Genomic DNA, 24,276 nt, shown 5'->3' with positions numbered 1-24,276 from the left:
GCTGTGGTGCCGGGTGTTGAAAGTTGAAAGATTGTAACACAATCTTTCAACTTTCAACACCCGGCACCTTTCTATTGCCAGTGCTTGATGAAAATGCTATAATGTATTTAGATATTTGTCTAAATACCTAACAATGGACAGGTGATGCTATGCTTGACGCTTTGTTTAAAGCGCTGTCTGACCCCACCAGGCGAAAGATACTCAAGATGCTGCGCCAAAAAGACCTGACTGCAGGTGAAATCGCTGAACACTTTAACATTACGAAACCCAGCATGTCTCATCACTTAAATGTATTAAAACAGGCGGATTTGGTACTGGATGAAAGAAAAGGCCAGTATATATACTATTCCCTTAACACAACGGTGTTTCAGGATGTGTGGGCCTGGTTTGCGGATATTATTGATAACAAGGATAGGGGTGATAATATTGTCAAATAAAAGAGATAACTTAAACCTAACGATAGGACGGCAGATGCGCGAGGATTGGCCTGCCATACTACTGGTTTTGGCATCTCTGGTGGCCGGTGTACTAGTTTATCCCTATTTGCCCGATCAGGTTCCTTCGCATTGGAACATAAAGGGGGAGGTGGATGGTTATTCATCGCGCCTATGGGGTGCTTATGGCATACCGCTGTTAAATGCTGGAATTTACCTGTTGATGCTGATTACACCGCGTATTGACCCCCGGCGCAATAATTACGCCAAGTTTGCCGGAACGTATCGTATTCTTAAAATAATGATGATTTGTTTTTTTACCGGTCTATATCTAATTACGGTTTTGTCAGCACTGGGGTATAATATTTCTATGGAACGCCTTGTGCCCCTGGGAGTGTCATTGCTGATCATAGTGATAGGTAATTTAATGGGCAAAATACATCATAACTATTTTGTCGGCATTAAATTACCCTGGACACTTGCTAATGAGGCTGTTTGGCGAAAGACTCACCGTATGGCGGCCCCTTTATGGGTGATTGCGGGCCTCATCGGGGTCGTGGGTGCGATCATCGGAGGGCAAACAGCGGCTGTCTTATTGTTCGGTGGACTAATCGTGGCCGTGGTGGTGCCGGTAATTTATTCTTATCTGCTGTATCGAGGCCTGGAAAAGTAGGCTGTTAATAATTTAACTTCTGGCAAAACTTAGCGTATACCCTCACCTCAAGCAAACTATAGGTGGGGGAGGCATACATATGTTATGCGCTCAGTCAAACAGATAGATCAGTACGGTAAAGAATGGTTAATATCACTCCAATGGACATAACAGGTAAAACAGGTGCATACTGCGTTAGAGCGCTTTTTCGTAGATCGAAACTTATTGGTAAAACATAATCTAATGAGGGAGGCATAAAATGGAAAGCTTTAGTAAAAAAAGACCAACTTTTGATCAATTCAAGGTTTGGTTTATGGATGAAGTTAATCGGTATAGCAAAAATAATATTGATAATTCCTACATGTCGTGGTCCGATGTGGGCAACGATGAAATCCGTGCGGAAATCATTGAGTCATTCATGAAAGTATTGGAAAAAAGTTTTGGTTTTCGTCCCTTGATAGAGGATCCTCTAAGTACAATGGACGGGTCCGTAGAAAGTGTAGTTATCAGGATTTATCACGTTTTTTCAACCATGTTTTTGGTAGAGCATATCAATGAAAAAATGTACGGAGAACGAGCTAAAAGACTAAACTAATATTGGTATGCCAAAATTTACCTCTTGGCCAAGTAACGCCTGGCTTATATAATTAAACCCGACAACTTGGACAAGGGGGTAAGGTTACAGGCATATGGATGAAAAGATAAAGACATGTAAAAGAAAGTTTCTTTGTTTTTTATTGTTACCGGTATTATTGTTGCTGTTTCCGGCGGTTAGTTTAGCACAGGTGCATACGGTTAATAAAGGCGATACTATATATAAGCTAAGCCAGTGGTATAATGTTAGCCAATTTGCTCTGTGTTATAACAATAACTTATGGTCGGATGTTATATATACCGGCCAGAAGTTGAATATACCGACCCGGTATACGGTTCAGAAAGGTGATACCCTATATCTGATCGGAAAAAAATATGGCGCCGATGTTAGTGGCATCCGGGCAATCAATCAATTAAAGAGCGACATAATAAATCCAGGTCAAATATTGTACATACCACAATATAAATCTCAGAATGCATCGTCATCGGGGTCAACTGCCCAAAGCAATAACTACACCGTAAGCAGGGGTGGTTCAAACCTGAGCAGGGATGATTTCGACCTGTTGGCCCGTATCATTACTGCCGAGGCGGATTCTGAATCCTACGCCACCCAGGTGGCCGTCGGCGCCACCGTGTTAAACCGTGTGGATAGCTCACTTTTCCCCAATTCTATCCGGGGCGTTGTTTATCAGGTTGATCAAGTTGGAAAGTACCAGTTTGAGCCGGTACTAAACGGATGGATCAATAACCCGGCCAGTGAGTCCGGTAAAAAGGCCGCCCAGGATGCGCTAAACGGTTGGGATCCCACCAACGGTGCGCTCTACTTTTTTGAATCTTGGGTGCCCAATAAGTTTTTGCAATCACGTTCGGTGAGCACTGTCATGGATGCATTTACATTTTCGTATTAAATTAATAGAGCTTACGTAACTTACTATGGAAGCTGAAGGTTAAATTGGGTTTACAATAAAGCATTAAAAACGTTGATGAAAACGCTATAAAAGTCTTCCATACAAAAAACCGCCCTATTTGTGGCGGTTTTTTGTATGGAAGTAAGCATGTTTTTTAGTTACAGGCAGTAAAGGATAATTTTTCACGCCTATGATGCTTCTATTATAAGTGCTATATTTTCAATTAAATTTACTAAATTTTAACTAACCGGTACTTTCTGCAACCCAAGCCCATTTTTTCTCCATAAGCCAACTGTACTGACCAGTCAACGCCTTTATGCAGCGCAGCAAACTTATCATTTGTATGTAAATTATCACCTAACCGGGAACCATTAAGCGCTACCTCGCTGTTAACCAGATCGATGCATGCTTGATCCAGGGCTATGGGATCCCGGGAAGCGGCAATGCCTATATCCCGCACTATAGGGGCGTCATTATATGAACAACAATCACATTCCGGGGTAACGTTCATAATAAAGGAAATGTGTACGGCTTGATTTAATTTATTTTTAAGGACACCCATAGTGTACTCAACAATCTTTTCTTGTAAGATATTGGGTTGAGTCTTCCAGCTAATTTTGATTGCTCCCTCAGGACAGGTGATAGTACACTCTCCGCAGCCCCAGCATACATTGTGGTCAATGGCGGCGTGTTCCTCAATATTTATGGCAGCGGCCGGACACCACTTGGCGCATAAACCGCAAGCCAGACATTTTTCAGCAGTAACCTCCGGCAGAACGTCAGAATGCATCATCTGTTTACCACTCCGGCAGCCAAGTCCCATGCCCAGGTTTTTTAATGCACCGCCAAAACCGGTTATTTCATGGCCCTTGAAATGGGTTATAGATATAATAGCTCCCGCATGGTATGCAGCGCTCCCTATTTTTACTTCCTTAAAATGATTTCCCTCAATGGGCACGTTAACATAATCCTTACCGTTGAGGCCATCGGCAATGATCAGCGGTGCATTGACTACCGCAAAATCAAACCCGTTCTGGATGGCGGTTTCCAGGTGATCCACTGCGTTAGCCCGGGAGCCTACATAAAGGGTATTGGCATCAGTAAGAAACGGCTTACCGCCATATTCCCTGACCTTATCAACAATTTGACGTATGAATTGAGGTCGAATGTACGCTAAATTGCCCTTTTCCCCAAAGTGAACTTTTAATGCTACCAGCTCACTGGGTTTAATAATTTCCTTTAACCCCACCCGGTTACACAACTTGGCCAATTTTTTGAGTAAATTTTCCTTGCTATTGGTTCTTAAATCAGTAAAATAAACTTCTGAAAATTCTGACATGAAAAATCACTCCTTCATGAGGTTAATATTTTACCGCAATTAAGTTTATATTACTATATACTGCAGATAATGCAACGGATTTTGCTGCGGTGAGTGCAGTGGGATATTATTACTAAGGTAATGAAAGTGAGGTAAAGGGATTGTAGTTCAGCGTTATTATGTCATAAGGATTAATAACTAATTATGGGCAAAAATTTAATGTGTCACATTTAATAATGCTGAAGCTTTTTTTACTTTTTATATTGCATATGCTCATGAAGTGTGGTATACTTTCTTTTGTCAGCAAATGGGGCTATAGCTCAGCGGGAGAGCGCTTGACTCACATTCAAGAGGCCACTGGTTCGAAACCAGTTAGCCCCACCAAGCAAAAACCAGCACGGGTAAAGCATCCGGCTGGTTTTTTTATTTTGATTTACACCCTCAATGTCAGCCTTTGCAAACCGCTTCTTCATTTAATATAAACCAGGGAAGCATTGTTACATTCATTAGTTTCGGAACTATGGGAGAAACTATATCATTTAACAATCAAGGGTGCTTGCGCTCATGTAAACTCTTTCCCGAGCGAAGAGGAAGTTGTTCACTTTTGATGGGATTGTTACACTTCGGCAACGATTCTGCCTGTTTCGGTTAAATCGTAATCCCCTAAGCCTTGGACCTCCTTTTTAAACGCTTCGGACTGGAGAATTTCGATTACGGCATGCGTATGAGGTTTTTCCATGTCTTCTTTTTTAATGACCAGTTCGTAGCGTTCCTTATGCAGGGGAAGAAACTCAAGTCCTCGTACCTGCAGGCCTGCTTTTTCGTTACCTAGGCCAACGTCAGCCTCTCCCCTGGCAACGGTGCTGGCCACGCCCAGATGCGATAACTCCTCTTTTTCGTATCCCGTAATGAGCCGTCTATCTAGTCCCAGGCGGCGGAGTTGTTCGTCCAGCAGAACCCGGGTGCCGCAGCCCTTTTCCCGGTTGATGAAACAAACGTCAGGTCGGGTCAGGTCTTTCCATTCTTTAATGTTCTTAGGATTATCCTTTGCCAGGTAAAATCCCTGCATCCGGTAGGCCAGGTGTACGATGATTGCTGGAATCCCGGGGAGAAGGCGGCGTACGAAAGGGATATTATATATACCAGTGTCCCCGTCCCATAGGTGGATGGCTGCCATATGGGCTTTGCCCTGGTATAGGGCCAAGAGGCCGGTGAAGCTTCCCACGTAATGACGAAAGGCATGAACGCCATTTGGGTGTCGCTCAAGGTGGCGGGTTAGAATATCCAGGATCACGTCCTGGCCGCAAATCACTAGTCCCTGTTGGTATGATACTGTTTCCTCTGGACGGTAGCCCCGCGGATTTAAAGGTAGGGTGCGGCAGGAAGCTATGCCTGGATCCGGGGTTATTTCGATATTTTTACCATGTCTCTTATAGGCTTCAACATCCTGCAAATCAACCCTGATTTTACGGCCCACCCGGTAAGCCGGAAGCTCTCCCCGCTTAATTAATTCATAGACCGTGTTTTTAGTGATTTTTAATATATCTGCTACTTCTTGAGGTGTTAAAGAAATTTCTTCCGCCTTCATAGTTTATTCCCTCCTAGTATGTTGACAATTATTATAACTTAATTTATGATTATTTCATAGTAATGTTTTGTTATGTTAAGTAATGTTTCGCATGGCTATCTCTTTATTCTTAAATGCTTTAAAGATAAAAATCAGAGCATTTTTGTTTATTTATTTATTAGTTGCTTATTTAATATTAAGTTGCGTTTATTTAAATTTACTCTGTTTCCCTTCGGAGGAATTAAATAAAAAAAACTGAAGGGGGAAAGTTTTCTACATAAACGTAGTTATTTGAGTTGAGAAATAATTTTAAAGCGGAGTGAGGTAAATGCAGAGTGTTGTAATTATACCATTATTTAACGTATTTTTAGTGATGGCTTTTCTGGTTATATTTTCAGTTATTATTGATTTCGTTCTGCAAAGGTTGTTTTCTCTTCTCAAACAAAGGTATTGCGGTTCACAAAGTATAGAGGTTGAATCAACATTTGAAAAAGCTCTTTTATAACTAAAACTTGTAGTGCTCAAAGGAGGAAATAAAACAATGAGAAGATTATTACTTTTATTGAGTTTTATTGTACTTATTGTATTTACTGGGGTCGGTTGCGGGGTTGATAAGGGACAACCTAATGCTGGAGCAGAGCCGGTGAACCTGACTATTTCCGCCGCCGCCAGCCTTCAGGATGCCGCTAGGGAACTCAAGGAGATATATACCAGGGAAAATCCAAATGTTACTATCACTTATAATTTTGCCTCTTCGGGCACCCTACAGAAGCAGATCGAGGAGGGGGCACCGGCGGATCTGTTTATTTCCGCCGGTAAATCTCAAATGGATGCCCTGGCTGAAAAGGGCCTTATTATTGAGGACTCTAGAAAAGACCTGCTGGGCAATGATTTAGTCTTGATCACCGGCAATGATAGCTCCCTGGCCGGCTTTGACGAACTTACCGGAGATAAAGTCGCTAAAATAAGCATAGGTGCACCGGAATCGGTTCCTGCAGGAAAATATTCACAGGAGGCTTTGGATAATATGGGCCTGTGGGATGCTATCCAATCCAAGTTGGTGTTGGCTAAAGATGTGCGCCAGGTTTTGACCTATGTGGAAACTGGAAACGTGGATGCAGGCTTGGTTTACCACTCGGATGCGCTGATGGGCAAGAATATCAAGGTGGTGACGGTGGCTCCGGAGGATTCACATAAACCCATTGTATATCCTATGGCTATAATTAAGGAAACTAAACATCAGGCGGAAACAGAGTCATTTGCCAATTTCCTTTCTGGCCAAGAGGCAAGTAAAGTTTTTATCAAATACGGCTTCAAAAGATTGGATGATTAACAGTTAAAATGTTTATTCAACTAACCGATTGGTATCCGGTTATACTTTCTGTCAAGGTGGCCTTGATCTCAGTCTTGGTGGTTCTAATAACTGGCCTGCCCTTATCCAGGTTGCTTTCACGGCTGGAATTTCCCGGCAAAGATGTGGTGGAGGCGGCTATCACCCTGCCAATGGTGCTGCCTCCTTCGGTCATTGGCTACGGCTTGTTGATGATCATCGGTAAAAACGGCCTGCTGGGCCATACCTTGGCCAATCTGGGGCTTTCCATTATTTTCACCTGGTGGGCGGCGGTGCTTGCCTCTACCGTCGTGTCCTTTCCTCTGATGTACCAAAGTACCAAGGCGGCTTTCCTGAGCGTTAATGTAAATTATGAAAAGGCCGCTCGTACTCTTGGTGCCAGCGAAGTTAAAATTTTTTTTACCGTCACTCTCCCTCTGGCCTGGCCCGGCATACTGGCCGGGTTGGTACTTTCCTTTGCCCGGGCGATGGGTGAGTTTGGGGCCACTCTGATGGTGGCGGGCAATATACCCGGCCAGACCCAGACCATTCCCCTGGCCATTTACTTTGCCGTGGAATCCGGCAATACCGACGCTGCCCGTATCTTGGTGGCCATAATTACCATTTTTAGCTTCCTGGTTATTTATTGGGTTAACCGTTGGGCCAAGAGAAAAAAATATTAATATGCGGTGGTATAATGCTTAAAGTCAAGATTACAAAAAAATTATGGCACTTTACCCTTGAACTTGAATTGAAGTTGGACAACCGTATCCTGGTGCTCTGGGGCCACTCCGGAGCCGGTAAGACAACATTTTTGCATTGCTTGGCCGGCTTGCGCAAACCATCATCCGGAGTCATTTTACTAAATGACAGGACCCTCTATTCTTCTGTGGATAAAGTTAACATACCTACCCGACTGAGGAACGTGGGCTATCTCTTTCAGGATTACGCATTGTTTCCTCACATGACCGTCAAACAAAACGTCATGTATGGTCTAAAAAACCATAAGAGTCGCCACCGGACCGAAACCCCGGTTAACCCCCTGGAGTTGCTTAACTCCTTCGGGGTAGGCCATCTGGTAGACCGCTACCCCAGCCAGCTTTCCGGCGGTGAGAAACAGCGAGTTGCTCTGGCGAGGGCCCTGACAGTACAACCAGAACTGCTGTTACTGGATGAACCTTTCAGCGCCCTGGATAAAAAATCTAAGCTTAAACTCAGACAGGAGCTTAAGGATATCCACACACTCTGGCAAATCCCTTTCATCCTTGTTTCTCATGATGAAGAGGACGCAGGCTTTCTGGGGGATCGGATACTAACTCTGAATAAGGGCGTACCTGTCGCAGGACCGGTGGCGCAGTTGTCTGCGGACATTTAAAGAATGGTTAAATTTGCTATTTGAAATTATCTAAAATTAACAATTTATAAAATAAATAATTGAGACTTAACCCATTTCGCTCTTAATATCTTTTATAAAGATAACGGTTTATGCTGGCGCTAGTATAAATGAAACCCAAAATTGAAACAATTAATTTATAAAACCACCGGCAAAGGACTTGGTGGTTTCTTTTTAAGTTCGTACACTAAATAAAAATGCACCGGTATAGCGTTCCGATTACCACTGGTGCATAACAGGTGATGCATATATGTACATACCAAAAACTAGTTCTAATTATCCCGGGCACTTCATTGGGCGGGACGTGGTTTTTGTATTTGGTGCCGGAGCCTCTTATGCTGATGGTGCCCCCCTGCAGGCGGATATATTGCCTTTAATTATGTCTGATGAACTTCCGGATATACGCAAGTCAAAAATCGGGCAAACAGTCACGGAATTTATAGCAGAAAACTTTGCCTGGGATGTAAATGCCCGAATTTACCCCACGCTGGAAACTGTATTTGGCTTTTTGGATTACTTTATTAGCCAGGACGAACACCTGAATGCTCAATATCCCAATGCACGCATTCGCGCCATAAAAGAAGGACTAATAAAACTTATCCATTACGTTATCAGCGTCAAATCAAACCAGCAGGGGAAAACATATCGTTCCTTCTGGGAAGCTGTATGTCGGTATAATCCTAATATAGCAATACTTACCCTGAACTATGACACTTTGCTGGAAGATGCATTTAGCAATATACATCCCGGCCCGGGTTATGTAGATTATTGCATTCACCTGATGAATTATGATCTTACCGAAAAAAAACAGATGCACCGTTACCCAAAACCAGAGGCTGTCAAAATAATGAAGGGGCATGGCAGTTTAAACTGGAAATATTGCCATTGCTGTAAACAGGTTTTACTTACCCCCCGGGACACCAAGATAGACTTATTTGAGGAGCATAATGGTGAAGACCCCGGTAGTTCTGCTAAATATTATTGTCCTATTGACGCCTCGGAATTTGAAACATTGATTATACCACCGTCACATATCAAGAAAATATCCCACCTTGTTATCTCGCAAATTCTTAGTGAAGCTATGCGGGAAATCAGGTCTTGCAAAAAAGTATTATTTGTTGGCTACTCTTTCCCCGATGCTGATGTGCATTTCAAGGCTTTGTTTAAAAAAAGTTTGTCCCGTGGGCAGCAAGTAATAGTTATTAACAATACTAAATCAAAAACCTTGAAATATAATTACCTCGCTTTAACTAGTAACGTGCAGTTTATAAAACTTTCCTTTGCTGACTTCCTGGGTAACCAATGTTTAGTAAAAGAAATATTAACGGGTACCGGCAGCACCAGAAGCAATGGATAATCTACCTTGCTATAGTAAGACGTAAGAATTATTCATGACTGTTGAAATAATTGTTGATATGATGCTGCAGGGGATGGTCGTTATTACTTTAAGTGGCGTTGTTAATGGCAATATACTTCCCCGTAAATACAGGAGCTATGTCAAAACGGTTTAATTGGGCACACCAGCGCAGGTCTTCTTCATGACTCAGGCGCAGCAATTTTTGACCGTGCTGCCCGGCACGCAGCCCGGAAAGCGGGTCGTTGTGGTAATAACGGGCCAACCCGTATGCCGCCGCTGCCAGGTCATCCATATCCACACTTGCTGCAGGCTGCCTACCGGTTGCCTGATTGAGCTGTTTTATTACCTCCATTAAAACAAAACCGGCTCCCAGCGTGTCCTCCAGTGAAAAGCACCCTGCTGTACCCGCACATACAAGACTTATATCACGCTTTTCCCGCAAGACTGTTCGAGCTGCAGCCCGGGCATTTAGCAGTGAGCCGGTGATCACCTTATTGGCAGACGCCGCCCAGCGTATGGCTCCAGTACCGTTTGAGGTTGTAAGTACCAACACATCGCTAATATTTAATGTGTTATTGCTGGATTTTGATCTTTCACCGTTTTCCGTCAGCCGGCTATCTGTTTCCGGCCCGTTGATAAACTCCAATGGTGAATTGCCGTAGGGGAAACCGGCTATTGTTTCGCCACCTCGTTCACCAGCCAGCGTGAAGCCGTGATTTCGGGCCAGAGCCAACGCTGCATCGGCTTCGGCTACCGGGTAAACCCGCTGGTAACCCGAGGCCAGCGCTGTTACAATTGTGCTGGTAGCCCGCAATACGTCAAATACAACCGCTATCGTATCAATCAATACATCTGGGTTGGAAATGCTGGCGACAGGTATCAATTTAACCCTCAAAACAATTCATCCTTTCTATTCCTATATTTTCATCTTAACAAAACCATTTAGCATAGGTTTTGGCCAATCTCTGTTCAATATCGTATTGTTGAAATGGCTAGAGACTTAGAAGTTTCACAGCCAGCCCTCAGGCGATGGGCAAGAGCAGGTTTTCAGATGCCGAATTGAATGAATTCTGATTGTTCACTAAGCTTTAAGCAGTTGTCCAGGTCGCACCACCTGGCGGTATTTTTTTCAAAGCCCAGTTCGAGCAAAGCCAGGAAAAGTTGGGCCGTTAATAATGCGTCTCCCAGCGCGGTGTGCCTGCCCTCGTTCCCGATATTGAAACGGGTCAGCAGGCCATCAAGTGAATAATCACTAAGGGTGGGGAGAAGTGCTTTGGCCAGGTTTGCCGTGTCAAGCGATTTGTTATAAATCTTAGTCCGGCATAACTTCAGTTTGCGGTTTAAGAAACTGAGATCAAAGTTAATCATATGACCTATGAGCACGTTCCCGTCAATAAAGCTTAAAAAATCGGGCATTACCTTGTAAATTGAACAGGCTTTGCTAACCTGGTTTGGACTAATCCCTGTCAGCCGTATTACTTCTTCGGGAATGTTCCGGTATGGGTTGACCAGCCGGTTAAAGGATAATCTCCGGTAAATCCTGCCACCTCGGATAAGCACGGCCCCGATGGAAATAATTTCATCCCCGCCTGACGGGTAAAAGCCGGTGGTTTCCAGATCAATCACAGCGAAGTCAATCTCTCTTAAATTGAGCCGTTTGGGAATCCTAATTTTACCCCGGCTGGCAAGTTTTTTTATGTAGAGTGACAGTTCCTTATCCAGTTCGGGTGTCTTCCCGCAGGTGTTTTTTTTCCCGGTTTCAACCAGTTGAAAGAACAAAGTATATACCTCCTTTTGATATATTAGCGCAGCAATGGCCATCCGAGATAGGTGGAGGTGATTTTTTGCAGACGGGTTATGGCCTGGAATGCATCTTTAAGCATTCCCTGCTCGCGCTTGCTCAGCCGGCGCGGATCAATAAAGTTGTCCGGCGCTTTGTTTTCCTTTACTTTTTTCAGGTTTTCCAGCAGTCGCAGGTGCATCAAGGTTTGATAAGCCGCTTCAAAATACTCCCCGTCCCCCTGAGGTATTATGTCCAGTTGCACCAAGGCGGCCAGCCTGGCCAGTGTAGGTGTTTCACGAATATCATATCTTAAGGAAAAAATGCGCAAGCAATTGACGAGATGGATACAGGCAGAGTTCTTTAAATTTATTCCGCCCCGGTTTGGTCCCGATTTTTCCGTCATAAACCCACCCCATAGGTTAAGTGGGACCCGGTAACCGGTCCCGTCTTCAATTAGCAGGTTTATAATATATTTGGACGGGCCCACGGTACGCATGGCGTGCTCCCGCAGTCTGGCGGCCAGGGAGAGCTTTCCGTAAATTCCTCGGAAGTCAAGAAAAATAGTCAGCTTCCGGATGTCTTCCGGTCTCCCCCGACGGGTCCAGGCTTCGACCAATTCTTCCCACTTGTCCAGCGCCATACACCAATCAGGGTTGTTGGCCATAACGTTTCCCTTACACCGTTTAAAGCCGCTCAAAGCCAGCCAATCCACAACTTTGTTACCTAGCCGTAAGAAGTAGGTCATAGCTAAATCGCTGTATTCCGGCGGCACGGTCTCATAAATAATGCCGTTATCCTGATCCGTGCGCAGCGCCTGTTCCTTGCGGCCCGAACTCCCCATTTCAAACCAGCAGTAGTCGACAGGCGGGGGACCATAGCCTTCCCGTATCATTTCCTCCTCGCAGAGCTTAAGGATACGACGGGTAAGCCGGTCATGTATATTGGCCATAATTTCAAAGATTTCGTTAATCGAAGCTTTTTCCGCCACCAGACCGTTTAAAAAGCTATCTATTTCCTGTCCGGCAGAGGGTAGGTCTTTTTTGGAGGAGAGTTCCCGCACTTTGTCTGACAGCCAGAGCGTACCGGTGCTGCGGGTTTTAATCATGTGTCTTAGGGAGATAATCCCCACCAGTTTATCCTCATCCATTACCACCAGATGGGTAGCCTGGTTTTTTACCAGGACCAGCAGGGCCTCGTAGAAGAAATCATTCACCGTCACCACGACCAACTTGGGGTTCATGGCTTTCCGGGCCGGTAAATCAGGACGGTAGTCCGCTCCTTGCACTAGCACCCGGCGAACCAGGTCCCGTTCTGTAAGCAAACCGATGGGCCGGTTATCCCCGTCAACAATAATGACCGAACTAATACCATGGTCTTTCATCGTTTGGGCTACAGAATGGACCGTTTCATCTGCTTTGCAGGTTATGACCGGAGAAACCATTATCTCGCCCAGGCGCCGTCTGAAAACCGGTGTTTCCGTAAAAAGTTCCGTATCGGCCGATTGCCCTTCCACCAGTTCTTCATAAAGGCTCCGCATCCGGTTGGTGGTAACCTTGATAAAGTGCTTCGCAAAGCCTGGTTGTTTATCTATAAGATGTTCAAAAACCGTATTGGGAACCAGCACGCAAGTCATTTCTTCCCTGGCTCGTACCGATCCCGGATAATTTTTTTCAGTCATGAAAACGGTTTCACCGAAAAAGTCCTGTTCATGCCGGTGGCTGACAACGGAAACAGTACCTTTCTCGTTTTCTACCAACACTTCCGCCGAACCGCGACTAATAAAATAAAGATAACCGCGTCCGGCCTCCCCTTGACGGAAGATATATGCGCCTTTAGGAAAGGTCTTCACCCGTACCTGCTTTACAACATCCCCCAGCAGGCTGCCGGGCAGTTCATTAAAAGGGTGGATTTTTTCAAGTAACTCGGTTGTGTTAAAAATGTTCACCTCCCGTGCCAAATACAAGTGGTAAAAATAATGTATCTTAATTAACTAAAAATAGCAAAAGAAATCTGCCCGTTTTGATAAAGCATTCTTTACGTTTAATGCTCACTCTGGGTTTTTGCTTCATTTATTTGAATATTTCATAAATTGTACGTATTAAAAAAAAGAAAAACCTCCGTTTTTTTGAGGAAACATGGGTTCCTAAAAGTCATGAGAAAGCAAAAACCGTCTCTGCGCTTCTCGAAAGCTCTTACTAAAGCTATTAACAGTGTATTTAGTCAACAACTAAATATATTCAATTATTATACTATGGCTTTGTCTTTCAACCTTTCAACACCCGGCACTTGCTTGTATGTGATTTGCAAATGCAGGCATTCTATAAACTAATAGGCTGTGGTAAGTAGGGGGTGGTTTTTTTGCGTTTGCAGCTTCAAAAACGTTATAAGCATTTTAAGCGCTACCGTGAAATAGCCAATGTGCTGGTTAAGCATGGCTTTGGATTTCTGCTAAATAGCCTTGGTTTGGCGGAATTTTCACCTCCCAGGCGGTTGGCCGCAGAGGAAAAAAACGCTCCCGTGGAGACCAAAGCGGTACGCCTGCGCATGGTGTTGGAGGAATTGGGTCCAACCTTTATTAAATTAGGCCAGCTTTTTTCCACCAGGTCAGACTTATTTGCACCTGTATTTATTAAAGAGTTGGAAAAATTACAGGATCAAGTACCCCCGGCATCTTTTGCGGACATTAAAGAATTGCTGGAGCTGGAGCTTGGTCAGACGCTGTCTCAAATATTTAATTATTTCAATCCCATGCCTCTGGCCGCTGCATCCATCGGTCAGGTGCACGAGGCTCAGCTGGTTAATGGCCGCCGGGTGGCGGTAAAGGTACAGCGACCAAATATCCGGGCTAAAATGGAAGTGGATATGGAAATAATGTATGACCTGGCCGGCCTGGCGGAGAGGCACACCACTTGGGGGGAGATTTATAAATTTACCGAGATGGTGGAAGAGTTTGAACATATCCTACACGAAGAGCTGGATTTTATACTGGAAGCCAGGCATGCCGAAACATTGGCCCATAATTTCGCCGGGGAACGGCATGTGGTCATCCCTGCGGTTTACTGGGACTATACAACCAAAAAAGTATTAACCCTGGAGTTTCTGGAGGGCATTAAACTGACAGAAAGTCACAAACTGGTGGCAGCGGGCCACGACCCGGCGGTAATGGCCCGGCAGCTGGTGGAAGCTGTGTTAAAACAAATACTAATGGATGGCTTTTTTCACGCAGACCCGCATCCAGGCAATTTACTGGCACTGCCGGCTGGGAGACTGGCTTTTCTGGATTTTGGCATGATGGGCTACCTGGAAAAGGAATTGCGCAATAAAGTCATTAAACTGGTATTTGGCTTAATCAACAAAGATTCCACGGAAATTTTACGGGCGATAATGAGTTTTGGCGTACTGCCCGCGCAAATAAACATGTATCAATTACGCAGGGACATTGAACAGCTGCGGGAAAAATACTACCAGGTTCCCCTGGGGCAGGTCAGTGCTGCAGAATCGCTGGGGGATATTATGAACCTGGCTTACCGCTACCGTATCAAGGTGCCTATTGAACTTAATATGGTTATCAAAGCACTGATCATCACCGAGGGTATCGCCACTCGGCTGGACCCCCAAATCAGCATCGTACAAGTTATTGAGCCCCTGGGGCAAAAGTTGCTGCGGCACCGGTTCAGTCCGGAAAGTATAAGAAAGTTCTTTTGGGATAATATTAACGATTACCACATTCTTTTTACCCGCCTGCCCGGACAATTAAGCCAGATTATTGAACTGTTCACCAGGGGAGAAATCAAGGTTAAAACTGAGAACCCCGATTTAGGGCGGGCTTTATTAAAATTAAACACTATGGTAAACCGCCTGGTATATAGCATTATTGTAGGAGCCATGGTGATAAGTTCTTCATGGTTGATTAGGGAGCGGATTACTTTCTGGGGCGTCCCCCTGGCGGAAATAGGTTTTGTATTTGCCGGGGTATTGGGGTTCTGGTTGCTGGTTATGATTATCAGGTCTAAATTTTATTGAAGGAAGGTACTGTTATGAGCAGGGTCAATTGTTTTATAGAGGACTGCCGGTTTAACAATAACATGAAATGTAACGCACCCAAGGTATCTTTCAAACTTCGAAGCAATCAATCTCATAATACAGCCGAACATGTATTGTGCTCGCAGTATCGGCCATTACCATGATAAGTATTTTGCGCTAAACTAAAACATTTAAATAAATCTGTAGCAGTTATTCAATCTGCACCAGCAAAAAATCTTATTATGATTTAGGCAACGAAAAAGTATTAAAGGGACGGGCTATTTAGACAGCCTGTCCCTTTTTTATCAATGAGCTTGGCTTGTATGCCGGGTATTTAAAACTTATTAATAACCAGCCCGGTAATTAACTTGGGGTAAAAGAAAGTGGATTTTTGCGGCATTTTTTCCCCGTTGGCTGCTACTTTGGTAACTTCCGCGATCAGTGTGGGATTCATTAAAAATGCCAACCGGCAATGGCCTTGATCCACTACCTGTACTGCCTCCCGGGCGTCACGGGTGTATTTAATAGCATCACCGCCGGCCAGGGCCTGCATATCTATGCCCAGCTGGTTTTCCAGGATTAGTTTTTGTAGGACAGATACATCTAGCTTGCGCCAGTCAGCTGAGCGCTCAGTAGGCATTTTACGACTTATAATATCTTCACTTCGCAATGTTAATGTATAATAAACGTTTTCTCCCACATACAGCCCGAAAACCTGCCGGTGTACGGTGCCGCCATCATCCTGGAATCCCGCTAAACCAGCCATTAATTCTATAACTTTGCCAACATCTGTGGCATTTGTTTTTTCCACCACAAAATCTTCTTGTAAGTTAGCCAACAGTGTTTGTTTATCCACCTTGTTTTCCACAACCAGCCGGTGGGTGGGTAGTATAACCAGGCCGGGATCGTATAGATTAACCAGGGTCATCATTACATAACCGGCAGCGGGTTTGTCGGGGTTTTGACGGGCATAATTCAGCGCGGTTTCGTAACGGTGGTGACCGTCGGCAATATAGATGCGCTGCTCTTCCATTAACTTCTGTACTTGTTCAACCAGTGCTGTGTCTGTAATTACCCAGAGACGGTGCCCGTGTCCCAGCTCATCGGTAAAGTCAATGCTGCCGGGTGAATCTTGCACCGCATTAAGGAGCAAATGGTCAATCCTACGCTCCTGGTCACTGTACAACCCGAATATGGGGCTGAAATTAGCCCCGCAGGCCTGCATCAAGGCCAGCCGGTCGGCTTTATGCTTGGGCATGGTTTCTTCGTGAGGTAAAACTACTCCATTTTCGTAAGGTTCCAGTTTTACACCGCAAATTATACCGGTGCGTACCATTGTTTTACCATCGACATCAAACTGCTGCTGGTATAGGTAAAGGGCCGGTTCATCCTCTTGCTTTAAGATACCCTCGCTCTGCCACCGGCGGAAAAAATCTGCTGCCCGGGTGTAGCGGTTATCTGTATCGTTATCGGAGGGTATTTTTTTGCCATATTCCAGGCGGATAACATTATGCGGGTTAAGTTGATAATATTTTTCCTGGGCAGTGGCGTCAATCACGTCGTAGGGTGGTGTTACCAGGTCTTTGATGTTTCCGGCTTTTTCTTCGTTGTACCGCAGGCCGTGCAGGGGAATGATGGTGGCCATTTTTTTTCCTCCTGTATGTTTTTTTCTGGTCCATCTGTGGGAGTCTCTTATTTGATATTTTTCCATCATTTTTATAAATGCTTCGTTAAGGTTAATGCCCAGTGAGTTGGCGTAACAGATAATAATAAATAAAATATCAGCCAATTCCATGTCCAGCTCACCTTCCGGTTCGTCTGGCTTTTTGGGTTTGGTGCCAAACCGGTGATTGACTTCCCGGGCCAGCTCTCCGACTTCCTCTGTCAGGCGGGCCAGCATGGCCAGAGGAGGCCAGTAACCTTCTTCAAATTGACCGATCCAGCGATCAACTTCTTTTTGCATTTCCTGTATGTCCAACTTGCCAAGCACTCCCTCTTTATTTTTAAAACATTCCTATTTTAACACAATTGATATTTAAAAAACAGGATAGCTCTACCAAAAGGAATATTTACAAGCCAAATATCGTATAAATTTAATGTAGCATAGTTTTATATAAGGAGTGAATTAATTTGGCTAAGCCACACTGGCTGGTGGTGGATAAAAAGATATTGTTGGCTCTACTGGCGGCAATGTTGCTGGTATTAGGTATTTATCGGATTGGCGGGGCATATTATGCCAAGATTAGTGTGCCGCCGGAAGAATTATTTGCCTTAGCTATGGAGAAAACCCTTAACGCCAGCTCATTTCGTTTTAGCATGCTGGTTACAATAGGGGATAATGTTGTCTCTGACGTTAAAGGCGAGCGGGTAGCCCCGGATAGTGTGCATATCACCGGCACCATGCAGGATATGCCGGTGGAATTTATCCATACTGGCGAGCAAACCTTTATCAAAGGTTACTGGTCCGATAACTGGATCAGCCTGGAAGGGAATAAAATGGTGGAGTCCGAGCTTTTTGTCACTGAATTTAACCCGCTGGGCAATTTCAATTTTAAAGATGTTCCCATAATTAAAGAGCTGCCAGCTGAGGAAATTGAAGGCGATAAATTTAGAGTTTTTGAATTGCAGCCCATCGTCCAGAATGCCTTGATGGAATTAAACTATGATGATTTTAAATACCGGATTTGGGTGCACCCCGGCGAGCAGTTTATTAAAAAAGCGCATATCGAGGCCACCGGCAAGCATAGTAAGAAAGATAAGCTGGAGATTAATATGCAAATGTGGGATTTCGGCAAACAGATAAAAGTAACACCGCCTTCTATGTAATAGGGACGTGGTATATTGACAATGTTTTCAAAGCTTTGTTATAATAATCCAGATTTTGATATCAGGAGGAATTTATTTTGCACCCGGATGTGGAAAAAGTTTTAATCTCCAGGATGGAAATTGATGAAAAGGTGCATGAACTAGGAAATATTCTTTCCAGGGACTACGCCGGTAAAGAGCTTTTGATGGTGGGTATACTTAAGGGTGCTGTGGTGTTCATGGCTGATTTAGCCAGGGCCATGAATATCGATGTGCGAATTGACTTTATGGCGGTGTCCAGTTACGGGGCCTCCAGTAAATCAACGGGTGTGGTGCGCATATTAAAGGACCTGGATAAGAGTATTGAAAATTGCCATGTGCTTATTGTTGAGGATATTGTTGATACCGGACTTACTTTGAACTATCTGCTGGATATTTTACAGGCCCGTAACCCGGCCAGTGTGCGTATTTGCACACTGCTGGACAAGCCCTCCAGGCGGGAAGTAAATGTGCCGGTGGATTACAATGGCTTTGCTATACCTGATAAATTTGTGGTGGGATATGGACTTGATTACAATGAAAAGTACCGTCATTTACCTGAGATTTACGTATTGAAAAAAGAGATCTACCAAAGCGTCAAGTAGAACTTGCGAAATATTACGTGACACCTGGTACCAATCTTTCAATTTTTTCATCTTTCAACACCGGACCACTGTAAATAGTATGTGTATTGGAGGAAAGTAAAGATGTCTGTACCCGAACGGGAGATGGTCGTAGTACTGGATTTTGGTGGACAGTACAGCCAACTGATTGCCCGCCGCATTCGCGAGGGCCATGTTTTTTGTGAGATGCTGCCATTTAACACCCCGCTGGCTGAATTAAAGGCTAAAAAACCGCGGGGCATTATATTTTCCGGAGGCCCTTCCAGTGTGTACCAACAAGGTGCTCCGGTGGTGGACAAGGCGATATATGAACTAAATATACCCATTTTGGGTATTTGTTATGGTATGCAGTTAATGGCTCTTCAACTGGGCGGCGAGGTAAACCGGGCCAACAGGCACGAATATGGCAAAACAGAGCTTGAGGTTATGCCCGGGGATGGCCTGCTTTGTTGCATGAGCGAGCGGGATCAGTGCTGGATGAGTCACGGTGATCTGGTGGAGTCACCGCCGCCTGGTTTTAGTATCCTGGCCCGCACCGGGCAGGCCCCGGTTGCCGCTATGGCAGATAAAGATCGCGGGCTGTACGCGGTGCAGTTTCACCCTGAAGTGGTGCACACCCCCAGGGGGCAGGATATACTGCATTATTTCTTGTATGATATTTGCGGCTGCACCGGAAGCTGGACAATGGGATCCTTTATTGAGCATACAGTGGCGGAAATTAAGGAAGAGGTTGGCAACCGGCGGGTGCTTTGTGCCCTTAGCGGTGGGGTGGACTCATCGGTTTCCGCTGTACTGGTGCACCGGGCCATAGGAGATCAGCTGACCTGTGTATTTGTTAACCACGGGCTTTTGCGCAAAGGGGAAGCTGAGGCGGTACAGCAATTTTTCCGTGACGGTTTTAATATCAACCTAATTTATGTGGATGCATCGCAGCGGTTTTTAAATAAACTGCAGGGGGTTGCCGATCCGGAACGCAAACGCAAAATAATCGGTGAGGAGTTTATACGGGTATTTGAGGAAGAAGCCGCTAAAGTAGGGGAAATAGATTTTTTGGTGCAGGGTACATTGTACCCTGACGTGGTGGAAAGCGGTACGGCCACAGCGGCAGTGATTAAATCCCACCATAACGTGGGCGGTCTGCCCGAGGATATGCGCCTGTCTTTGATTGAACCGTTGCGCTGGCTGTTCAAAGACGAGGTGCGCCAGGTGGGTGAGGAGCTGGGTATGCCCACCGATATAGTCTGGCGCCAGCCGTTCCCCGGGCCCGGCCTGGCAGTGCGTATACTTGGCGAGGTTAGCCCTGAAAAAATAGCTTTGCTCCAGGAAGCTGACGCCATTGTAACCGGTGAAATCGCCCGGGCCGGGCTGGACCGGGAAATCTGGCAGTATTTTGCCGTGCTGCCTAATTTGTATAGTGTCGGTGTAATGGGTGACGAACGCACTTATGCCCATACAGTTGCCATCAGGGCCGTTCACTCCCATGACGGCATGACCGCCGACTGGGCTAAAATACCTTATGACGTGCTGGAGCGCATCTCAAACCGTATTGTCAACGAGGTAAAGGGCATCAACCGGGTGGTATACGACATCACCTCCAAGCCTCCGGCTACCATTGAGTGGGAGTGACAGCATAAAGGCCGGGAACCAGCTTAAACACTGGATTTCCGGTCTTGTTTTCTATGAAAGCGTACCAAAAACGTACCGTTTTCGTACGAAAAAAGCGGGATCTCGATGGAGGGATGCCCGCTCGGTTAGCTATGCCATTTTAGGAAATGGAATGTGCAGCAGCCGCATGATTTCCTTCTGTGTTTCGTATACCCGCTCGGCAATGAAATCCATAAACGGTCGGTCATCTTTATAGGCTCGCTCCAGCAGGCTGATATACTCCTGACGCGAAACCGGCGGGATCACAGCCAGCATGTACCCGTCCTGAATGAGAGCCGTGTTCATCAGCAGTCTGGAAATTCGACCATTGCCGTCGATAAAAGGATGAATAAATACGAATCGCTTGTGTAACTGAGCTGCGAACTTGACTGGGTGATATTTGTCCCGCTCCTCTGCGACCCATTGAAATAGTTTCGCCATCTCCTGCCCGATCAGCTTCGCGTCGCACACTTTATACTTGGAACCGGTTATGAATACAGGGCGGTCACGATAGTGGCCGGCTTCTTTGGCATCTATTCCTGTATAAAACATTCGGTGCATTGTGAGAGCATCAGCCTCGGTGATACGACGGCTACCCAGCAGCGTGAACATAAAGTCATACGCCTGCGCATGCCCCAGCGCCTCAAATGTGTCTTTAAGCGGTTTACCGCCAACAGTCAGCCCATCCTCCAGCAGCACCTTTGTCTCGCTAATGGTGAGGGTATTTCCTTCCAGGGCATTGCTCGACCAGGTGAGACCAATACGGTAATAGCCCTTTATTTCATTGAGCAGGTGGCCCTCAAAAGGACGCTGCTTATCAATCGACGCCTTGTAGCGGTCGATTTTATCATATAAAGTCATTGGACAACATCGCCCTCCGTAATTACTTTATGCGTGGTAATAATGCCGCTTGTTATTTCGCTGCCATTTTCAACACTGCACCAGGGGCAATCTATGTTCTCCCGCTCTTTACCCCCAGGATATCCAGCGTTTGAAATTTTCACGGTAAAGCTTTTTCCGCATGCTTTGCATTTATAAATATTCTTACTATTATCCAACACAGCAACCTCCCTTTTATTAGTATGTGACCTTTTCGCCGGAAGGCATAATAAAAGTCCCCTCATATTGGCAACCAGCAGCCTCCGCAATTTGCTTCAATTCGTCAACCGTAAAACTCTCCCGCTTCATTTTTTGGCTAAAAGCCTGCGGGCTTTTCCCTGATATTCGTCCGAGTTCGGAAACGCTTATCCCGAGCTTGACACACAGTATTTTAAGCTGTTCAGATACCGACACATTAACCACTCCTTTTCAATGGTTTAATTATAAACGTATATATTTAAAAAATCAATGTATATGTTTTTTATTTATATATAAACATTAAGAAACTTTTATGTTTTACCAGCTTACAAAGATAAAAGGAGCTGGTAAAGATGATAAACTATTGTAGCAACCTTTATTCTGCGAGACCTAAAACAAAACTATGATGATTTTTGTGCCTTGGGAAATATTGTTGGGTTAGAAAAAGAAGATGAAATGCGATTGGGGAGCATCCGCTCTCCATTTTTACTTTTGCTATGATTTTACAAGGATATATAAAAGGAAGGGTGGTTCACATGGTTGTACTTGACTAGCTTAATACCCTGGGTTAATATTAATTTGGAATGCTATTTAAAATTAATATTCAGCATGAGAGAAAGTGTGCCTAGGGTTCCACACCGCTAAGTGGCGGTGGTTCGGTCCAAGCGGTACAGGCAGCACCGGGTGATTACCATGTGCGGCTACACCGGTCGGGATAAAAGCCCAGGCGGGTAGGTTTCACTCCTATGAACCTGCTCGCTTGGGTATTTTTTGTTGCAGAGGATATGGTAACTTTGCCGGCGATGGCGTAATTTTTGTTTTTAGTATATAACTTGTCAATGTGGCGGGGAATGATATTTAAGTACATATATTTCCACGAGGAGGCGACAGATGAAAAAACCATTGGTAGGTATTGTAATGGGCAGTGATTCCGACCTGCCGGTAATGCGCGGGGCGGCCGATATACTGGATGAGTTCGGTATTCCCTGGGAAGTTTTGATATCTTCCGCGCACAGGGCACCGGAAAAAACATCTGATTACGCCCGTCGGGCTGCTGAACGGGGTTTGGCGGTAATTATTGCGGGTGCAGGCGGGGCGGCTCACCTGGCCGGTGTTATTGCCGGGCATACGCCGCTGCCCGTGATAGGTGTACCCATTGCATCAGGAGCATTAAACGGTGTGGACGCTCTGTATGCCACTGTACAAATGCCTCCTGGCATACCCGTGGCCACGGTGGCGTTAAACGGGGCCAAAAACGCCGGCATTCTGGCGGCCCAGATAGTTAGTGCGGGCCAACCGGAGGTGCGGGACAAAGTAATTGCCTACAAAGAGAAAATGGCCCGGCAGGTGGAAGAGAAATCAACCCGGCTGCAGGAGTTGGGCATAGAGGGGTATCTAAACGCTAAGGGAGGAAGTAAAGCTTGATTGAACGTTATACTTTACCGGAAATGAAAGCCATCTGGTCGCAAGAAAACAAGTACCGTAAATGGCTGGAGGTGGAAATCTGCGCTTGTGAGGCGCTGGCTGAAATGGGCGTGGTACCCGTTGAAGCACTGCGGGAGATTAAAGAAAAAGCCAATTTTACAGTTGAGCGTATTGACGAAATTGAAGAAGTTACCAACCATGATGTTATTGCTTTTCTTACCTGTGTAGCTGAGTATGTGGGAGATGCCTCCAAGTATATACATCTGGGCATGACATCCTCGGATGTGCTGGACACGGCTCTGGCACTGCAGATTAAGGAAGCGGGAGAACTAATCCTCAAACGCCTCAATGAATTGCGGGACGTTTTACTGGAAAAGGCCAAAGAACATCGCTATACCGTTATGATCGGGCGTACTCATGGCATCCACGCCGAACCCACCACTTTCGGTTTAAAAATGTTACTGTGGGTGGCGGAAACTGAGCGCAACATTAAGCGCATGGAAAATGCTATCGCCACCATCAGTGCAGGGAAAATATCCGGGGCTGTGGGCACCTACGCCAACATTGACCCCGCGGTGGAGCGGCACGTTTGTGCCCGGCTCGGCCTTAAGCCGGCTCGAGTTTCCACCCAGGTTCTGCAGAGGGACCGGCATGCTGAGTTTTTAACCACCTTGGCTGTTATTGGCAGCTCGTTGGACAAGTTTGCCACCGAGATTAGAAACCTCCAGCGCACCGATATTTTAGAGGCCGAAGAACATTTCAAAAAGGGGCAAAAGGGCTCATCGGCCATGCCCCATAAGCGCAATCCCATCACGGTGGAGCGCATCAGCGGTCAGGCCCGATTGCTCCGTGGTAATGCATTGGTAGCTATGGAAAACGTGCCCCTGTGGCATGAGCGTGACATCTCCCACTCTTCGGTGGAAAGGGTGATTATTCCCGATAGTACTACCACCCTTGATTATATGCTGTATAAATTCATTAACATTATGGAAAATTTACTGGTTTATCCTGAAAATATGAAAAAGAATCTGGAAAAGACCCACGGTCTGATTTTTTCGCAGCGGGTGCTGCTGGCCCTGGTGGAAAACCACGGTCTCACCCGTGAAAAAGCTTACGAACTGGTACAGCGCAACGCAATGCAGTGCTGGCGGACGGGAGAGGATTTCCGGCAGTTGCTGCTGGCTGATGCAGAAGTGGCCGCCATACTGCCTGAAAAAGAAATCAATGAGATATTTGATATAGGTTATCACTTGAAAAACGTGGATGAGATTTATAAGCGGTTTGGTCTGTAAAAGTGGAATATT

Annotated in this window: 24 protein-coding genes, 1 tRNA gene and 1 pseudogene; 16 read left to right on the top strand and 10 right to left on the bottom strand. The window is 45.4% G+C overall.

Annotated elements, in window-relative coordinates:
• Positions 1–149 precede the first annotated feature (149 nt).
• The 4 genes from DESGI_RS12040 (at position 150) to DESGI_RS12025 (ending at position 2,588) form a co-directional block, all read left to right on the top strand.
• Complete coding sequence (locus DESGI_RS12040) at positions 150–437, top strand: autorepressor SdpR family transcription factor (RefSeq protein ID WP_006521658.1); 288 nt, start codon at positions 150–152, stop codon at positions 435–437.
• Positions 427–1,107, top strand: a complete 681-nt coding sequence (locus DESGI_RS12035; protein WP_245561096.1) for an SdpI family protein — start codon at positions 427–429, stop codon at positions 1,105–1,107. The genes DESGI_RS12040 and DESGI_RS12035 overlap by 11 nt, the downstream gene beginning before the upstream one ends.
• A gap of 238 nt (positions 1,108–1,345) precedes the next feature.
• Positions 1,346–1,681, top strand: coding sequence for a hypothetical protein (locus DESGI_RS12030; RefSeq protein ID WP_006521656.1), 336 nt, complete (start codon positions 1,346–1,348; stop codon positions 1,679–1,681).
• A gap of 94 nt (positions 1,682–1,775) precedes the next feature.
• Positions 1,776–2,588 carry a cell wall hydrolase gene (locus tag DESGI_RS12025; RefSeq protein ID WP_006521655.1) on the top strand — a complete coding sequence of 271 codons (813 nt, stop codon included), beginning with the start codon at positions 1,776–1,778 and terminating at the stop codon, positions 2,586–2,588.
• A gap of 232 nt (positions 2,589–2,820) precedes the next feature.
• On the opposite strand, the gene DESGI_RS12020 is transcribed toward DESGI_RS12025, so the two are convergent.
• Positions 2,821–3,927: a DUF362 domain-containing protein gene (locus DESGI_RS12020; RefSeq protein WP_006521654.1), complete on the bottom strand. Its 1,107-nt coding sequence runs from the start codon at positions 3,925–3,927 to the stop codon at positions 2,821–2,823.
• A gap of 288 nt (positions 3,928–4,215) precedes the next feature.
• On the opposite strand from DESGI_RS12020, the gene DESGI_RS12015 reads away from it, so the two are divergent.
• Positions 4,216–4,290: transfer RNA gene (locus DESGI_RS12015), tRNA-Val, on the top strand.
• Positions 4,291–4,522: 232 nt separating this feature from the next.
• On the opposite strand, the gene DESGI_RS12010 is transcribed toward DESGI_RS12015, so the two are convergent.
• A complete protein-coding gene (locus tag DESGI_RS12010; RefSeq protein WP_006521653.1) occupies positions 4,523–5,494 on the bottom strand; it encodes a substrate-binding domain-containing protein in 972 nt (323 codons plus the stop codon).
• Between the two features lie 520 nt (positions 5,495–6,014).
• Between DESGI_RS12010 and modA the strand changes: the two genes are divergently transcribed.
• From modA to DESGI_RS11990, 4 genes are all read left to right on the top strand, one after another.
• Positions 6,015–6,806, top strand: a complete 792-nt coding sequence (modA, locus tag DESGI_RS12005; RefSeq protein ID WP_006521651.1) for a molybdate ABC transporter substrate-binding protein — start codon at positions 6,015–6,017, stop codon at positions 6,804–6,806.
• 8 nt (positions 6,807–6,814) lie between these two features.
• A complete protein-coding gene (gene modB, locus DESGI_RS12000) occupies positions 6,815–7,486 on the top strand; it encodes a molybdate ABC transporter permease subunit (protein WP_006521650.1) in 672 nt (223 codons plus the stop codon).
• Positions 7,487–7,500: 14 nt separating this feature from the next.
• Positions 7,501–8,178 carry an ATP-binding cassette domain-containing protein gene (locus tag DESGI_RS11995; RefSeq protein WP_006521649.1) on the top strand — a complete coding sequence of 226 codons (678 nt, stop codon included), beginning with the start codon at positions 7,501–7,503 and terminating at the stop codon, positions 8,176–8,178.
• Between the two features lie 268 nt (positions 8,179–8,446).
• On the top strand, positions 8,447–9,553 hold the full coding sequence (locus tag DESGI_RS11990) for an SIR2 family protein (RefSeq protein ID WP_006521648.1): 1,107 nt from the start codon (positions 8,447–8,449) through the stop codon (positions 9,551–9,553).
• Between the two features lie 88 nt (positions 9,554–9,641).
• Here DESGI_RS11990 and DESGI_RS11985 read toward each other — a convergent pair whose 3' ends face one another.
• The 3 genes from DESGI_RS11985 to DESGI_RS11975 form a co-directional block, all read right to left on the bottom strand.
• Positions 9,642–10,448 carry a 2-phosphosulfolactate phosphatase gene (locus DESGI_RS11985; protein WP_041284876.1) on the bottom strand — a complete coding sequence of 269 codons (807 nt, stop codon included), beginning with the start codon at positions 10,446–10,448 and terminating at the stop codon, positions 9,642–9,644.
• Between the two features lie 152 nt (positions 10,449–10,600).
• On the bottom strand, positions 10,601–11,332 hold the full coding sequence (locus DESGI_RS11980; RefSeq protein WP_006521646.1) for a 3'-5' exonuclease: 732 nt from the start codon (positions 11,330–11,332) through the stop codon (positions 10,601–10,603).
• 23 nt (positions 11,333–11,355) lie between these two features.
• Positions 11,356–13,281 carry a DUF294 nucleotidyltransferase-like domain-containing protein gene (locus DESGI_RS11975; protein ID WP_157872771.1) on the bottom strand — a complete coding sequence of 642 codons (1,926 nt, stop codon included), beginning with the start codon at positions 13,279–13,281 and terminating at the stop codon, positions 11,356–11,358.
• 413 nt (positions 13,282–13,694) lie between these two features.
• On the opposite strand from DESGI_RS11975, the gene DESGI_RS11970 reads away from it, so the two are divergent.
• Positions 13,695–15,359, top strand: a complete 1,665-nt coding sequence (locus tag DESGI_RS11970) for an ABC1 kinase family protein (RefSeq protein ID WP_006521644.1) — start codon at positions 13,695–13,697, stop codon at positions 15,357–15,359.
• Positions 15,360–15,373: 14 nt separating this feature from the next.
• The gene (locus tag DESGI_RS26445; RefSeq protein ID WP_353740033.1) at positions 15,374–15,523 is read left to right on the top strand and encodes a DUF1540 domain-containing protein; all 150 of its coding nucleotides are present in this window, start codon (positions 15,374–15,376) and stop codon (positions 15,521–15,523) included.
• Positions 15,524–15,693: 170 nt separating this feature from the next.
• Here DESGI_RS26445 and DESGI_RS11965 read toward each other — a convergent pair whose 3' ends face one another.
• Together DESGI_RS11965 and DESGI_RS25185 are read right to left on the bottom strand one after the other, a co-directional pair.
• A complete protein-coding gene (locus tag DESGI_RS11965; protein ID WP_041285421.1) occupies positions 15,694–17,004 on the bottom strand; it encodes a DUF1015 domain-containing protein in 1,311 nt (436 codons plus the stop codon).
• 18 nt (positions 17,005–17,022) lie between these two features.
• A pseudogene (locus DESGI_RS25185) lies at positions 17,023–17,337 on the bottom strand (nucleotide pyrophosphohydrolase); the annotation flags it as partial.
• A 152-nt stretch (positions 17,338–17,489) separates the two neighbouring features.
• On the opposite strand from DESGI_RS25185, the gene DESGI_RS11960 reads away from it, so the two are divergent.
• The 3 genes from DESGI_RS11960 (at position 17,490) to guaA (ending at position 20,452) form a co-directional block, all read left to right on the top strand.
• The gene (locus DESGI_RS11960; RefSeq protein ID WP_006521642.1) at positions 17,490–18,185 is read left to right on the top strand and encodes a hypothetical protein; all 696 of its coding nucleotides are present in this window, start codon (positions 17,490–17,492) and stop codon (positions 18,183–18,185) included.
• 77 nt (positions 18,186–18,262) lie between these two features.
• Positions 18,263–18,808, top strand: coding sequence for a hypoxanthine phosphoribosyltransferase (gene hpt / locus DESGI_RS11955; protein WP_006521641.1), 546 nt, complete (start codon positions 18,263–18,265; stop codon positions 18,806–18,808).
• A gap of 102 nt (positions 18,809–18,910) precedes the next feature.
• Entirely contained in the window at positions 18,911–20,452 is a 1,542-nt protein-coding gene (gene guaA, locus DESGI_RS11950) for a glutamine-hydrolyzing GMP synthase (protein WP_006521640.1), read from the top strand.
• Positions 20,453–20,581: 129 nt separating this feature from the next.
• Here guaA and DESGI_RS11945 read toward each other — a convergent pair whose 3' ends face one another.
• Genes DESGI_RS11945 through DESGI_RS11935 form a run of 3 tightly spaced genes read right to left on the bottom strand, consistent with a single transcriptional unit; the run spans position 20,582 to position 21,763 of the window.
• A complete protein-coding gene (locus DESGI_RS11945) occupies positions 20,582–21,331 on the bottom strand; it encodes a Fic family protein (RefSeq protein WP_006521639.1) in 750 nt (249 codons plus the stop codon).
• Positions 21,328–21,528: a C1 domain-containing protein gene (locus tag DESGI_RS11940; RefSeq protein ID WP_006521638.1), complete on the bottom strand. Its 201-nt coding sequence runs from the start codon at positions 21,526–21,528 to the stop codon at positions 21,328–21,330. The genes DESGI_RS11945 and DESGI_RS11940 overlap by 4 nt, the downstream gene beginning before the upstream one ends.
• Before the next feature lie 19 nt (positions 21,529–21,547).
• Complete coding sequence (locus DESGI_RS11935) at positions 21,548–21,763, bottom strand: helix-turn-helix domain-containing protein (protein ID WP_006521637.1); 216 nt, start codon at positions 21,761–21,763, stop codon at positions 21,548–21,550.
• Between the two features lie 675 nt (positions 21,764–22,438).
• Here DESGI_RS11935 and purE point away from each other — a divergent pair.
• Both purE and purB read left to right on the top strand, forming a co-directional pair.
• Positions 22,439–22,972, top strand: a complete 534-nt coding sequence (gene purE, locus DESGI_RS11925; RefSeq protein ID WP_006521636.1) for a 5-(carboxyamino)imidazole ribonucleotide mutase — start codon at positions 22,439–22,441, stop codon at positions 22,970–22,972.
• Entirely contained in the window at positions 22,969–24,264 is a 1,296-nt protein-coding gene (gene purB, locus DESGI_RS11920; RefSeq protein ID WP_006521635.1) for an adenylosuccinate lyase, read from the top strand. The genes purE and purB overlap by 4 nt, the downstream gene beginning before the upstream one ends.
• Positions 24,265–24,276 lie beyond the last annotated feature (12 nt).

The sequence above is a fragment of the Desulfoscipio gibsoniae DSM 7213 genome (assembly GCF_000233715.2).
GTDB lineage: Bacteria > Bacillota > Desulfotomaculia > Desulfotomaculales > Desulfallaceae > Sporotomaculum > Sporotomaculum gibsoniae.
Note: the sequence above shows the minus strand (reverse complement) of the source record. Positions and strands in the feature narration are given on the sequence as shown.